Origin of the sequence: Amycolatopsis sp. DSM 110486, assembly GCF_019468465.1 — a bacterium.
Lineage (GTDB): Bacteria > Actinomycetota > Actinomycetes > Mycobacteriales > Pseudonocardiaceae > Amycolatopsis.
Genome location: NZ_CP080519.1, coordinates 9,089,486 through 9,102,719 on the forward strand (window position 1 = coordinate 9,089,486; position 13,234 = coordinate 9,102,719).

12 protein-coding genes are annotated in these 13,234 nt (G+C 71.3%); 4 read left to right on the forward strand and 8 right to left on the reverse strand.

Features of this window, described 5'->3' with window-relative positions:
- Positions 1 to 3: 3 nt before the first annotated feature.
- The 5 genes from K1T34_RS43940 to K1T34_RS43960 form a co-directional block, all read right to left on the reverse strand.
- Complete coding sequence (locus K1T34_RS43940; protein ID WP_220240545.1) at positions 4 to 834, reverse strand: carbohydrate ABC transporter permease; 831 nt, start codon at positions 832 to 834, stop codon at positions 4 to 6.
- Positions 831 to 1,817, reverse strand: a complete 987-nt coding sequence (locus K1T34_RS43945) for a carbohydrate ABC transporter permease (RefSeq protein WP_220240546.1) — start codon at positions 1,815 to 1,817, stop codon at positions 831 to 833. The genes K1T34_RS43940 and K1T34_RS43945 overlap by 4 nt, the downstream gene beginning before the upstream one ends.
- Positions 1,814 to 3,106: a sugar ABC transporter substrate-binding protein gene (locus tag K1T34_RS43950; protein ID WP_220240547.1), complete on the reverse strand. Its 1,293-nt coding sequence runs from the start codon at positions 3,104 to 3,106 to the stop codon at positions 1,814 to 1,816. Before K1T34_RS43950 ends, K1T34_RS43945 begins: the two co-directional genes overlap by 4 nt.
- A gap of 613 nt (positions 3,107 to 3,719) precedes the next feature.
- Positions 3,720 to 4,496: a hypothetical protein gene (locus tag K1T34_RS43955; protein ID WP_220240548.1), complete on the reverse strand. Its 777-nt coding sequence runs from the start codon at positions 4,494 to 4,496 to the stop codon at positions 3,720 to 3,722.
- A 114-nt stretch (positions 4,497 to 4,610) separates the two neighbouring features.
- Positions 4,611 to 5,543 (reverse strand): MurR/RpiR family transcriptional regulator, encoded by a 933-nt coding sequence (locus K1T34_RS43960; RefSeq protein WP_220240549.1) that lies wholly within the window; start codon positions 5,541 to 5,543, stop codon positions 4,611 to 4,613.
- A 181-nt stretch (positions 5,544 to 5,724) separates the two neighbouring features.
- On the opposite strand from K1T34_RS43960, the gene K1T34_RS43970 reads away from it, so the two are divergent.
- Together K1T34_RS43970 and K1T34_RS43975 are read left to right on the forward strand one after the other, a co-directional pair.
- A complete protein-coding gene (locus K1T34_RS43970; RefSeq protein WP_255638010.1) occupies positions 5,725 to 6,849 on the forward strand; it encodes an alpha/beta fold hydrolase in 1,125 nt (374 codons plus the stop codon).
- 52 nt (positions 6,850 to 6,901) lie between these two features.
- Positions 6,902 to 7,267: a YrdB family protein gene (locus K1T34_RS43975; protein WP_220240550.1), complete on the forward strand. Its 366-nt coding sequence runs from the start codon at positions 6,902 to 6,904 to the stop codon at positions 7,265 to 7,267.
- Positions 7,268 to 7,290: 23 nt separating this feature from the next.
- On the opposite strand, the gene K1T34_RS43980 is transcribed toward K1T34_RS43975, so the two are convergent.
- The gene (locus K1T34_RS43980) at positions 7,291 to 8,043 is read right to left on the reverse strand and encodes an FHA domain-containing protein (RefSeq protein WP_220240551.1); all 753 of its coding nucleotides are present in this window, start codon (positions 8,041 to 8,043) and stop codon (positions 7,291 to 7,293) included.
- Positions 8,044 to 8,098: 55 nt separating this feature from the next.
- Here K1T34_RS43980 and K1T34_RS43985 point away from each other — a divergent pair, with 55 nt between their 5' ends.
- Positions 8,099 to 8,584, forward strand: coding sequence for a hypothetical protein (locus K1T34_RS43985; protein ID WP_220240552.1), 486 nt, complete (start codon positions 8,099 to 8,101; stop codon positions 8,582 to 8,584).
- A gap of 10 nt (positions 8,585 to 8,594) precedes the next feature.
- Here the strand turns inward: K1T34_RS43985 and K1T34_RS43990 are convergent, their stop codons facing one another.
- Positions 8,595 to 10,829 carry a serine/threonine-protein kinase gene (locus K1T34_RS43990; RefSeq protein ID WP_220240553.1) on the reverse strand — a complete coding sequence of 745 codons (2,235 nt, stop codon included), beginning with the start codon at positions 10,827 to 10,829 and terminating at the stop codon, positions 8,595 to 8,597.
- 124 nt (positions 10,830 to 10,953) lie between these two features.
- Here K1T34_RS43990 and K1T34_RS43995 point away from each other — a divergent pair, with 124 nt between their 5' ends.
- Positions 10,954 to 12,591 carry an acyl-CoA synthetase gene (locus K1T34_RS43995; protein WP_220240554.1) on the forward strand — a complete coding sequence of 546 codons (1,638 nt, stop codon included), beginning with the start codon at positions 10,954 to 10,956 and terminating at the stop codon, positions 12,589 to 12,591.
- Here the strand turns inward: K1T34_RS43995 and K1T34_RS44000 are convergent.
- On the reverse strand, positions 12,567 to 13,067 hold the full coding sequence (locus K1T34_RS44000; protein ID WP_255638011.1) for a MarR family winged helix-turn-helix transcriptional regulator: 501 nt from the start codon (positions 13,065 to 13,067) through the stop codon (positions 12,567 to 12,569). The two genes, K1T34_RS43995 and K1T34_RS44000, sit on opposite strands and share 25 nt — an antisense overlap.
- Positions 13,068 to 13,234: the final 167 nt, after the last annotated feature.

Below are 13,234 nucleotides of genomic sequence, written 5' to 3' on the forward strand. Positions count from 1 at the left end.
CGCTCACCCCTTCACCGCGCCGGCGGTCAGGCCGGACACCAGCTTGCGCTGCACGATCAGGAAGAAGATCAGCGCCGGCACCGCGTACACCGCCGAAGCCGCCATGATCGCACCCCAGTCGACCGAGAACGCGGTCCTGAACGACGAGAGCCACACCGGCAGCGTCTGCTTGTTCGGGTCGTGGATGAACACCAGCGCGAACAGGAACTCGTTCCACGCGGTGATGAAGCTGAACACCGAGGTGGTCACCAGCCCCGGCCCGAGCAGGGGCAGCGTCACGCGGCGGAACGCGCCCGCGCGGCTGCAGCCGTCGATCATGGCCGACTCTTCGAGGTCGTACGGGATGCCGTTGATGAAGCCGTAGAGCATCCAGACGGTGAAGGGCAGCGACGTCGCGAAGTACACCAGCAGCAGCGAAGGCAGCGTGTCGAGCAGCCCGATGTCACGCATCAGCAGGTACATGGGGATGAACAGCGCCGAGAGCGGTGCCAGCTGCGCGACCAGGATCAGCAGCAGGAACCCCTTGCGCCCGCGGAAGCGGAACCGCGCGAGCGGGATCGCCGCCAGCACCCCGACCACGAGGGCCGCGATCACGGCGCCGAGGGTGACGATGAGGCTGTTGGTCAGGTACGTCACGAACCCCGGCTTGGTGAGCGCGGAGACGAAGTTCTCGAGCGTTGCCGAGGAGGGGAGCAGGTCGTACTTCGGCGCGAGCACCTCGCCGGGCGTCTTCAGCGACGTGGTGAACATCCAGTACGTCGGGAAGAAGAACACCAGCGCGATGAGCACGCCGACCACCGAGAGCGTGATCCGCTGGGTCAGGGACTTCTTCACGCGAGTTCACCGTCCTTCGAGCGCACCAGCAACTGCACGTAGCGCGCGGTGACCAGCAGCAGGATCACCAGCATGATCGTGGCGATGGCCGCGGCCGAGCCGAAGTGGCTGCCCGCGATGCCTTTGAGGTACTGCAGGATCGCGAGCGTCGTGCTCGCGCCGTCGGGCCCGCCCTGGCGGATGGCCCAGATCTGGCCGAACATGTTGAAGTCCCACAGCACCGACAGGAACGTGACCATCGTCAGGATCGGGCGGATCGCGGGCCAGCTGACCGCGCGGAACGTCTGCCACGGCCCGGCACCGTCGATGCCGGCGGCCTCGTACTGCTCGCGTGGCACGCCGATCAGGCCCGCGTAGAGCGTGAACGCCACGAACGGCGCGGCCTGCCACAGCACCAGCAGCCCGACGACCGTCATCGTGCTCGCGCCGGTGGAGAACCACGAGTAGCCGATGAACGAGTGGAACCCCAGCCGGTCCAGCGTCTTGTTCAGGATCCCGTACTGCTGGTCGAAGATCCACTGGAACACCGTGGTCGTCGCGATCACCGGCACGGCCCAGGCGAGCACGAGCGAGATCTGCAGGAGGATCCGGACCACCGGGTTGAGGTGGCGCATGAGCACCGCGATGACCAGCGCGACCAGCAGCGTGGCGGCCACCAGCAGGGCGGTGAACACGATGGTCCGGACGGCGACCGCCCAGAAATCCGGGTCCGTCAGCTCCTCGGTGTAGTTGTCGAACCCGACCCACACGGCCTTGCCGGTCACCAGCTCGTGCAGGTCGAGCTTGCGCAGGCTGATGCCGAGCATCTGGATCGTGGGCCAGCCGAGTAGCACCAGGACGGCGACGAGGGCGGGCAGGAGCAGCAGGTAGGGCGTGGCCCGCTCGCCGAACCCACCCCGGCGCCGCGGTTTCGCGGGAGTGACGCGCGCCGATGCCGGCGGGGTGGCCCCCGCCGGCATCGGCACGTCTTTGGTGGCGGTCATCCGCCGATGATCTTGTCGAGGGCGGCGTTGGCGTCAGCCGTGGCCTGGTCGATCGACTTCTTCCCGGTCAGGTACGCCGTCAGCATGTCCTTCAGCGGGTTCTGGCCCGACTCGACCTCGCCCCACTTCGGGCTGGTGGGCACCGCGCGGCCGTTCTTCGAGGCCTTCGCCATCACGCCGCCGAGCGGGTCCTTGTCCAGGGCGCTGGTGTCGGTCGAGGTGCCCGGCACGTAGCCGGCGGCGGCCATCTGGCTCATGTACTTGGTGCTGGTGAGCAGCTTCAGGTACTCCTTGGCGAGGTCCGCGTGCTTGCTGTTGAGCGGGATCACCAGGTTCGAGCCGCCGAGGAACACCGGGGCCGTCTGGCCTGCGGTCTTGCTCGGGATCGGGAACGCGCCGGTCTTGTCGGTGATGCTCGGGTCGGTCTTCGCGGCCGTGGCGACCTCGCCCGGCGTGCCGATGAACATCGCGACCTTGCCGCCGCCGTAGATGCCGGCCTGCTGCGGCGTGGCCTCGTCGTTGTCCTTCGGCGCGGTGGTGCCGGAGGCGTCCACGAGCTGCTTGTAGAACTCGAGACCCGCCTTCGCGCCGGCCGAGTCGAGCGTCGACTTGAAGCCCTTGCCGTCGGCCTGGGCGACGTCGCCGCCGTTGTCCCAGATGAACGACAGCAGGGTGTACCAGTACTGACCTGGCAGGTAGAGGGGCTGGAAGTCCTTGTCGCTGCCGAACTTCGCCTTCAGCTTGGCGATGTCGTCGAGCCACTCCGCGTTCGAGGTCGGCGGTGCGGTGATACCGGCCTGCTCGAACATGTCCTTGCGGTAGAGGACCTCGCGGTTGGCGGCGTAGAACGGCACGCCGTAGGTCTTGCCCTCGAACTCGCCCGAGGCCTTGAGCCCGGTCAGCCACTGCGCGCCGTTGAAGCTGTTGACGTCGGCGGAGAGGTCGGTGAGCACCTCGTCGGAGGCGAACGCCGGGGTCTGGGTGTTGCCGACCTCGATCACGTCGGGCGGGGTGTCACTCGCGAGCGCGGTGGTCAGCTTCTGCTGGATGCCGTTCCACGGCTGGATCTGGTAGTTGACCTTGACCCCGGCGTGGGCAGCCTCGAACTCCTTGTTGAGGGCACCCGTGAGGCTGTCCGGCGCGGAGCCGTCCATGAGCCAGACCGTGAGCGTGCCACCGTCCGAACCACCCGAGCCGGACGCGGTGTCACCGCCGCCCGAACCGGCACACCCGGCTGTCGCGAGGGTGAGGGCGGCGGCACCCGCCGCCAGTTTGAGCCAGCGCTTCACTTGTCTGTCCTTTCGGTGTCCGGCCCCCAGGCCGGTCGAGTGACAAATGGTGTAGACCAATGTTGAGCAGAGTGGTCCGGACCACAGCTGGTGTCAAGCCGGTTGCCAAGACGTTGTAAACGCGACGGGGAGTTTGACGCTGCGTGTCCGGCCGGTTACCAGCATGCGGCGCAAAAGCGCAGGTGGCGCACCGGAAAACCTTTACCGGGCAGGGTTTGTCTCGCCGTGGCGGTTGTTCGTGAAGACCTCGCCGGACCGCGGGATGCGGACAGAAGCTGTCCGCGAGACGGGGCGCGACCCGGTCCAGTGGTACGGGCTGGTCCGCCTGAAGGGCGGACGGCGCGAAATCGGCGAGGCTCGGACAGAGCCGAGAGCGGACATCGGCCCCGCGAGCGTACGGAAGCCCGCGATCGAGGTCCGGGTGGGCGACTCCCGCTGGCCGGGACACCGCGAAAACGAGTGCTGCTCAAGGCGTTGACACACGAAAAGGCCCCGCCCGGCGGGTGCCGGGCGGGGCCGTGGTGCGCTCCCCGAGCGGGTCAGGGTCGATCGTTCGGCGGTTGACCGAGCGGTGCCGGCTTGGTCAGCCCTGGATCGTCGAGTACCGGACCGGTCAGTGGTTGACCTTGAACCACGGCTGCGACCAGCCGAGGTAGGTCTGGCCCCACGAGCTCTTGATCTCCGAGATCGTGGTCTGGGTGTAGCTGCCCGCGCCGTGGATGTCGTTCGACAGGAACTGGCCGCCGCCGATCGAGATCATGGTGTGGCCCGCGCCGCCGTTGGAGAAGAAGGCGAGCCCGCCGGCCGGCACGTTCTGGTCGCCGGCGTGCTTGTACTGCGCGGGGATCTGGGTCCAGTGCACGTACGCGGTCTCGGAACCGCTGGCGGAGAACCCGTAGTTCTGGGCGTTGATGCGGTCGCACCAGCCGTCGTAGGAGGCGACGTTGTTGGTGTGCACGCGGGTCTTGGCGTAGGCCACGGCCTGCGCGCAGGTCTTCGCGTCACCGAGCCCGGTGGTGGAGCAGGTGCTCTGCGGCGGCGTCGGGACGCCGGTGCAGTCCGGGGCGATGCGGCCGTCGGAACCGGTGTAGACGTAGGTGTCGGTGATGTAGCCGCCCTTTGCGGCGACGTGGTCCCAGATGTTGCTGGTGCCGTACTTGCCGGTCACCGTGTCGCCGGTGGTCTGGCAGTCGATGACCACGGCGGTGCCGTCGGCGATGGTGCCGACGGAGCTCGCGCCGGTGCCGGGCGCCGAACGTACGGTGAGCGGCGCGCCGGAGTCGGTGTGCACGGTGCCGTTGGCGTCGGCGGCCAGCGCCGGCGCGATGCCCGACAGCGTCAGCGCCGCGGCGAACGCGACCAAACCCAGCGTGCGTTTCGCGATTCTCATCCTCGGTCCTCCTGATCCCCAGTGGGTGTGGGAACCAGGTTCGCCCGAGCCGATACACGCGCCGTACAAATGCGTTCGCGGCGGCCGTGAACCCCGGACAATCCGGGCGCGCGGTCAGCCCTTGCGGGGGTGGCCCGACTTGCGCCGCGGCACGTAGTCGCGGCTGTCGCCCTGGATCAGCCGCGAGCGCAACGTGGTGAGCAGCTCCGAGGTCTGGTTGGCGTGGTCCTCGTCGCGCGAGGCCAGCCCGAGCAGCAGCGCGTCCGCCAGCACCTCGGCGCTGAGCATCTCGCCGGTGAAGTTGCTGGGGGAGTGCGTGGCCTGCAGGGCCACGGCCACGCGGTCGCCGAAGACGGGCGCGAGCGAGTCGGTGATCAGCAGCGTGTGGGCGCCGACCTCGCGCGTGCGATCGAGGAGCACCTCGATGTCGCCGAGCAGCCGGCTCGGCAGGAACAGCACCACGACGTCGCCCTCGCCGAGGCCGAGCAGGTCGTCGGCGAGGCGGAAGCCGGTCGCGCCGCTGGCGCGGGCGCGCCGGCCCATCCGGCCCAGGCGCAACGCGACGTACCCGGCAAGGAAACTCGACGGGCCGATGCCGAAGGCCAGCACCTCGCGCGCGCCGGCCAGCAGGTCCACGGCCTTCTCGAAGTCCTCCTCCGAAATGAGGCGCCAGGTCTCGGCCAGCCGCTCGGTCGCCTCGGTGAACACGCGCGCGAGCACGGTCGTGGGCTCGCCGGTGGGCTCGCCGATCTGGCGGTGGCGCAGCTCGATCGACGGGCTGGTCTCGGTGACCACCTGCCGGGCGAGGTGCTGGCGCATGTCGGCCAGGCCGCTGTAGCCGAGCGTCTTGGCGGTGCGGACCACGGTGGCGTCGCTCGTGCCCGTGGCCGAGCCGATCTGCTCGGCGGTGGCGAAGATCGCCTCGCGTGCGTGGTGGCGCAGGTACTCGGCGACGGCGCGCTCGGCCCGCGACATCCCGGCGAGGCGGCCGGTGATCCGCTCTGTGAGCGAATCGCCGCCGTCGGCGGGGGTGGCGTCGTCGGGCATCGGATCACTCTCCTGTCGGCTCGCCTGCATCGTAGTGGTCCGCGGTGCCGTCGTGTGCGGGACCACAGTGGACGGTGTGGCGCGCCCCTGTGATCCGCGGCGTGGGTTGCCCTCCAGGAATGCGCTGACTAGGGTTCGAGTTAGTCATCGTTAGTGACTAATTCGAATCGAGGAGCTGACGATGTCGGTGATCGAGCTGACGACCTTCACGGTCCGTCCCGACCGGACGCGGGCGATGCTGGACGCCCGCCCCGGCATGGTGGAGGCCTTCCACCGGGACCGGCGCGGATTCGTGTCGGCGCGCCTGGTGCGGGTGTCTGAGGACACCTGGCTGGACTTCGTCGAGTGGACCGACGACACGGCCTGGGACGCCTCGCGCGCGAAGGGTGCGAACCAGCCGGAGATCGCCGAGTTCTTCGCGACGCTCGACACTTTGGTGAGCTCCGAGCGGGGCGTGCGCTACGACGACCCGGCGGGCGCGAGGGTCCGGACCATTGCCTATGGGCCTTCGCCGTCGCAGGTGGGGGAGCTGTACCTGCCTGAGGGAGCCGGGCCGTTCCCGGTGGTGGTGCTCGCCCACGGCGGGTTCTGGACGGCACTGTACGACCGCCGCCAGATGACCCGTCTCGCCGACGACCTCGTAGCGCGCGGGTACGCGGTGTGGAACGTCGAGTACCGCCGCCTGGGCGAATCCGGCGGCGGCTGGCCGGGCACGTTCACCGACTTCGCCGCGGCGGTGGACGCCGTCGCCACCCTCGACCCCGCGCTCGACGTCTCGCGTGTCGTCCTCGTCGGCCACTCCGCCGGCGGCCAGCTCTCGGCCTGGGCCGCCGGCCGTTCGGCTCTGCCCGCCGGCGCACCGGGCGCGGACCCCAGGGTCACGCCCGTCGCCGTCGTGTCACTCGCCGGTGTCCTGGACCTGCGCGGGGCGGCCGACGCCCGCCTCGGCCGCGAACTGGCCGATCCTGATCTGCCGGCCCCGGCCGGTGCCCCCGTCGAAGCGGACCCCGCGTACGTTCCGGCCATCGCCGCCCTCGCCGGCAACGGTCTGGTCCCCGCCCTCCTCGGCGGCACCCCGGCCACCGTCCCGGACCGCTACGCCCTCGCCACCCCGGCCGACACCGGCGTCCCCCTGCTGGTCGTGCACGGCGACGCGGACGAGATCATCCCGGCGGCCCCGGCGCGCAGCCCGTACGCGGAGGAGACGATCGACGTCGCGGGCGCGGGCCACTTCGAGGTGATCGACCCGGCGGACCCGTCGTGGGCGCGCGTAGTGGCGTGGCTGGAGACCAAGCCGGCCGGGTGATCGGCGGGGGAGCTCGGCCGGGTGACCGGGGCCGGTCGCTACGCTGCCGGGCATGACCACCACTCGTCCGGCTTTGCGGGGGTTGCCCGGGTTCGTGCTCATCGTGCGGTTCTGCACGGAGCTGGCCCTGCTGGCGGGCCTGGCGGTCGCCGGGGCGCGGCTGGGTGGGGGTGTGCTGCTGGACGTCGTCGGCGGGGTGCTGTGGCCGGTGCTGGCCGGGGCGATCTGGGCGCTCGTCGTGGCCCCCAAGGCGCCGCGGCGGGCGCCGGAGCCGACGCGGTTCATCCTGGAGTTCGCGTTGTTCGCGGCGGCGGCCGTGGCGCTGGCGGCGTCCGGGCTGCTGATCGCCGGGATCGTGCTCGCGGTGGTCGGCGTGGCGACGGCGGTCGCGGTGCGGGTCTTCGCCAAGGACTCCTAGCCGGAAGCCCTGGTTGTGCTGCCTCAGTCGAGCCGGTCCAGGACGTCCAGGTCGGCGCGGGTCAGCGAGTTCGTGGTGATCGCCAGCTCCGTCAGCAGGTTGTGGTTGAGCGAGTTCCCGATCGGCTCCGGCACCTCCGTGCGCTTGAGCCCGCGCACGCCCTGACCCGAGAGTCGCTCGCGCACGGCCGCGATCACGCGGTCGACCTTCCGCACGTCCCACTCGCCGCCCGGCTCGAGCGCGCCCATGATCTCGGCGACGTGGCCACGGCTCATGGGCTGCGGCTGGACCTCCCGGCGCAGGTACTGCTGGCCGAGCACCGTGAGCACGAGCCGCTGGGCGGCGGTGAGGTCCCACTGCCGGCCGGGCAGCGTCGGACCGGTGACGGGCATCGGCCGGTTGTGGTCGGGCGCGTTGACGCGGACCTCGAGCGGGTGCTTGCGCCCGCCGGCGCCGACCACGAGCAGCGTGGTGAAGCCCGCCGGCAGCGGCTCGGGCTCGTCGTCGGAGTGCAGCAGCCGCGTGGGGGAGAACTCGATCGGCGTGTGGCCGGAGTTGCTCAGCAGCCACCAGCCCCGCCGGTACGTCAGCGCGCCGTGCTCCCGGCTCACGCGCGGGTCGTCCTCGCCGACCTTGACACCGTCCGGCCCGGGTTGGCGCCCGAACGGCAGCCGCGCGTACTCGGCGGGCAGCACGACGGCCGTGCCCGCCAGGCCGCGGACCACGACGGCGCCTGGTGTCTCGGACGCGGGGTTGTCAGCGGGAAAGGAGGTCACCTCGGGTCCTCTCGAATCGGGGACCGGTCCCGTCGCAGGCCGGTACGGTGCGCGCATGGATCTTCGCACCACTGCCCGGGCGGCCGCCGCCCCCGTGGCCGCCGCGGCTCTGCTCGCCGCTCTCTGCGCGTGCGGGAGCGACGCCGCCCCCGCGGCACCGGCGCCGTCGGCGTCCGCGCCCGCCTCGTCCTCTTCGGTCGCTCCGCCCTCGACGTCGGTGCCCGACCGCGAGCCGCACACCCTCGTGCTCAACGCGACGGGCGAGGGCAAGCTGACGCAGATCGAGTACACGCTCGACGGCGAGACGAAGCAGGCCGGCGCGGTGTCCCTGCCGTGGCGTCAGTCGCTCACCGTTCCGGCCGACGGCAAACCGCACCAGTGGACGCTCGAGATCTCCTACGCGGGCGGCACCAAGGGCACCGTGGACATGTTCTCGATCGTCGACGGCAAGGAGAGCATCCACACGGGTGCGGGCAGCGCGGGTTCGCCCGGCTCGCACATCAGTGGCAGCGCGTCCGTCGGCGGGACCGTGCAGGGCTGAGGAACCGCGCTCACACCGGTCCGGCGTCGTGGGTCCACCAGTCGATCAGCGCGAACGGATCGTTGCCGCGGTGGGCGATCGTCTCGATGGTTGTCGCGTCGTCCGTCCACTTGAGCACGCGCTCGCCGCCGGGATCCTCGGTCGCGCAGGAGAGCCGGCCCGTGCGCCCGCCGCGGGAGTACGGCCGGTCGCCCGAGAAGTCCTTCGGCAGGCTCGTGCAAGCGGCGTCGCTGTCGCCGGTGCTGTTGAAGACCTGCCGCATCGTCGCGGCGTCGGGCAGCTGGTAGTAGACCACCAGCCCGGCGCCGCTCGTCCGTCCACACGCGACCGCGGCGACCGTGTTCACCGCACCGAGGTCCTGCCACTTCTGGTCCGCGGACGGGCGCACGCAGTTGAGCCGCGACTGCTGCGGCACGTGCTGCAGCAGGGAGCGCTCGGCGTCGGTCGGGAACGCCGGCGTGGTGTGGGAATTCACCTCGCTCACGATCCGGCTCAGCGGCGCGAGGTGCCACTGCGACCACCACCCGCCGACGACGTCGGGCGAGGAACCCGTGACATGGCCGATCATCGAGAACGCCTCGAGGCTCCAGTCCATCGCGACCGTGCCCTCGGGACCCGGGTGGCACAGCACCTGCCCGAGGTCCACGCTGAGCCAGTCGAACCGCGTCGTGCCGAGGAAAGCGCCGCCCGGGCACCCGCTCCCGCTGGGCGCCTTGGCCGCGCCGACGAGACCGGTGAACGACGAGCGCAGCGCCGCGACGTCGGCGAACCGGAAGTACGAAACCTGACGCGCGCCCGTGCCCTGCGGTGTGCAGGTGATCCCCGCGACGGCACCGGGATACGGGTCGAGGTCCGCGGGTGCCGCGCGCCGGCACGCGGTGCCGGCGGCGACGTCGAGCACGGCCTTTTCGTCCGGGGTGGGGAACGCGGCCGGCGCCCAGCCCGTCCAGCCGGCCCACGCCTTGCGCAGCGCGGCGTCGTCGGGTGCTTCGGCCCGGTTGACGGTGCGGGCCTTTTCGTCGGTCCAGACCACGGTGGCCGTGCCGTCGCGGTCCTGGCACAGCACGCGGCCGCGCGCGGGTCCGGTCGCGGGGTAACGGTGTTCGCCGCCCGTCGCGGCGGCGCAGTCGCCTTGGTTCGCGTCGACGCCCGCACGTGTGACGGCGTCGGCGTACGCGGCCGTGACCTGCTGCGGGGTGGCGTAGAGCGCCGTGGTTGCCGCCTGCCCGGACGCGTCGTGGCACGTCAGGGTGGCGGTCGCGCCCGCCGCGGGCTGGTTCGCCGCGGCGCAGCCGTCGCGCAGGGCGGTGGGTACGCGGGCCAGCGTCGAGTCCGCGGTGCCCGGCGAACCGCCGGTGGTGAACCACAGTACGAGCGACGCCACCACCACGAGCGCGGCGGCCGGGACGCCCACCACCCGCCACCGGCGCTTGCGGCGCCTGGCCCGTTCGGCCGCCTCGGTGGTGGCCACGAGGTCGTCGACGAGCTCCGCGCACGTGCGGTGCCGCTTGGCCGGATCGCGGTCGAGGGCCCGCCGCAGCGCGGCGACGCCGGGGTGCGCGAAGTCGGCGTGGTGGTGCGGCGGGCTGCCGGAGAGGCATTCGTAGAGCACACACGCCAGCGCGTACACGTCGGCAGCCGCCCCGACCGGCCGGCCCTCGCGTTGCTCCGGGGCCGCGTAGTTCATCGTGCCGAGGAACCCGCCGGTCGCGGTGAGCCGCGTCAAGTCGAGGTTGCGTGCGATGCCGAAGTCGCACAGGTACACGCCACCGGTCGCGTCTTCGAGCAGGATGTTGCCCGGCTTCACGTCGCGGTGCACCAGGTTGCGGGCATGGGCGGCGTCCAGCGCCGCGCCGACGCCGCGCCCGATCGCCACCGTCTGCTCGAACGACAGCGCGCCGCGGCGGTGGATCAGCCGCGCGAGGTTCGTGCCGAGCACGAACTGCATCGCGAGGTACCCGAGGTGCCCGTCGGCGGAGAACCCGGCGTCGTAGGACGCGACGATGTGCGGGTGGTCCAGGGCCAGCGCGATGCTCGTCTCACGCTCGAAGCGCCGGCGGAACCCCGGCTCGGCCATGAACTCCGGCCCGACGACCTTGAGCGCGACGGGCCGCTGCGCCACGAGGTCGTAGGCCTCGAAGACCTCGCTCATGTTCGTTTTGGCGAGCTGGCGCAGCAGCCGGTAGCGGGGCAGCCGGCCGGTGATGTCCGGCCGGTCGAGCGTCGGTGCTTCCGTCTCGTCCACTTCTTCGTCCCCCGAGGTGCGCCGGGGGAGCTTAACCGGTGGCACGCGGGTGCCGCTCGGCCTGGCAGGTCGCGGCCGCGCGCCAGGGTTGCGCCCCGCGCGGCGGTGGATGAAACTCCGGGCTATGCCGAGCCCGTTCAGCGCCGAAACCGGCGAAGCGATCCAGCACGCGCGTCAGCACTCCGTCGGTGACCTCCTCCGGCGCACGGCCGCGCGGTACCCGGACAAGCTCGCCGTGGCCGACGGCGAGCGGCGGCTGAGCTTCGCGGAGTTCGACGCGGCCGTGAACCGCTGCGCCCACCGCCTCGCCGAGCGTGGTCTCGTCAAAGGCGACCGGCTCGCGCTGCTGAGCCACAACTGCCTGCAGTACGTGGTGCTGGCGTTCGCGACGGCCCGGCTCGGCGTGGTGCTCGTGCCCGTCAACTTCATGCTCGGCGCCGCCGAGATCGCCTACATCCTCGGCCACGCCGGGGCGTCCGGGCTGGTCGCGGAAGACTCGCTGCTGGCCACCGGGGCCGCGGCGCTGGAGCGCGCCGGGCTCGGCGACGGGGTGCGCGGCCGCATCGGCGGCACCGCCGAGGACTGGGAAGATGTCGACGCCTGGATCGACGGCCCGGGCGACGAGACCGACCCCGGCGTGGCTGTCGCCGACGACGACCCGCTGCGGCTGATGTACACCTCCGGGACCGAGTCGCGGCCGAAGGGCGTGCTGCTCTCGAGCCGTTCGCTGATCGCGCAGTACGTGTCGTGCGTGATCGACGGCGGCATGAGCGCGGACGACGTCGAGGTCCACTCCCTGCCGCTCTACCACTGCGCGCAGCTCGACTGCTTCTTCTCCGTGGACGTCTACCTCGGCGCCACCAGCGTGATCCTGCCCGGCCCGGACCCGGCCGCGCTGCTGGCGGCCGTCGAGCGCGAGCGCGCCACGAAGCTGTTCGCGCCGCCGACGGTGTGGATCTCGCTGCTGCGCCACCCGGCGTTCGACACCACCGATCTCTCCAGCCTGCGCAAGGGCTACTACGGCGCTTCGGCGATGCCGGTCGAGGTCCTGCGCGAGCTGGCCCGGCGGCTGCCCGACGTCGAGCTCTGGAACTTCTACGGCCAGACCGAGATGGCGCCGCTGGCCACGATCCTGCGTCCGCACGAGCAGCTGCCGAAGGCCGGTTCGGCGGGCCGGGCTTCGCTCAACGTCGAGACGCGCATCGTCGACGAGGACGGCCGCGCGCTGCCGCCGGGGGAGATCGGCGAGATCGTGCACCGCAGCCCGCACGCGACGCTCGGCTACTACGAAGACGAGGAGAAGACGGCCGCCGCGTTCGCCGGCGGCTGGTTCCACTCCGGCGACCTCGGTGTGCTCGACGACGAGGGTTACCTGTCCGTGGTGGACCGCAAGAAGGACATGATCAAGACCGGCGGCGAGAACGTCGCGAGCCGCGAGGTGGAAGAAGCCCTCTACCGCCTGGACGGCGTCGCCGAGGTCGCCGTGTTCGGCGTCGCGCACCCGCGCTGGATCGAGGCGGTGACGGCGGCCGTCGTCCCGCGCGAGGGCGTGGAGCTGACCGCCGAGGCCGTGCTCGCCCACGCGCGCGAGCACCTGGCCGGCTACAAGTGCCCGAAATACGTGGTCTTCACCGACGCGTTGCCGAAGAACCCGAGCGGGAAGATCGTGAAGCGCACTTTGCGTGACACCCACGCGGACCTCGCCGCGGAGGAGCAGGGCGCTCGGTCTTTGGGCGCTCAGTCGCCTGGTGCCGTCAGGTAGCGCTGGGCGACGGCCTTGTTGTAGCGGCTCAGCAGCGAGCCGAACGAGCGCAGATCCTCTTCGCTCCAGTCGCCGAGCAGCTCCGCGGCCGCGTTGCGGCGGCGCGACTGCGTCACCCGCATGCGGTGGCGGCCCTCCTCCGTAGGCGTGAGGATGCTGCGCCGGCGGTCGGCGGCCGAGGGACTGCGCTCGACGAGCCCTTTGCCGAGCAGCACCGAACCCTGCCTGCCAACGGTGGACGGGTCTAGACCGAGTGCCCCGGCGAGCGTTCCCACGTCCGCCGAACCCAGCTCGTCCAAAGTGCGCAGCAGCAGGTACTCCGCTTGGTCCAGTTCGGCGTACGCGTCGGTGCGCCGGCGCAGCAGTTCGAAGTTGCGCACGAGCACCGCCGTGGCCAGTTCGAGCACGTCGAGTGTGTCGCCGGTCTCGGCGAGCCGATCCGCGAGCTTCGAGGCTGCGAAAGTCGGTTCGATCACTCGGAACTCCAAACCCCTGTATGACACCGGTATTTATCGGTATCATACCGGTGATCACTCCGAACGCACGGGAAGGCGGGTTTTGTGCTGCCCACGGCCAGGGAGTTCCGCGACAGGGTCGTCGCTTCGGATCCGGGTCTCAACCGGTTGAGATCGGCCGGTTCGGC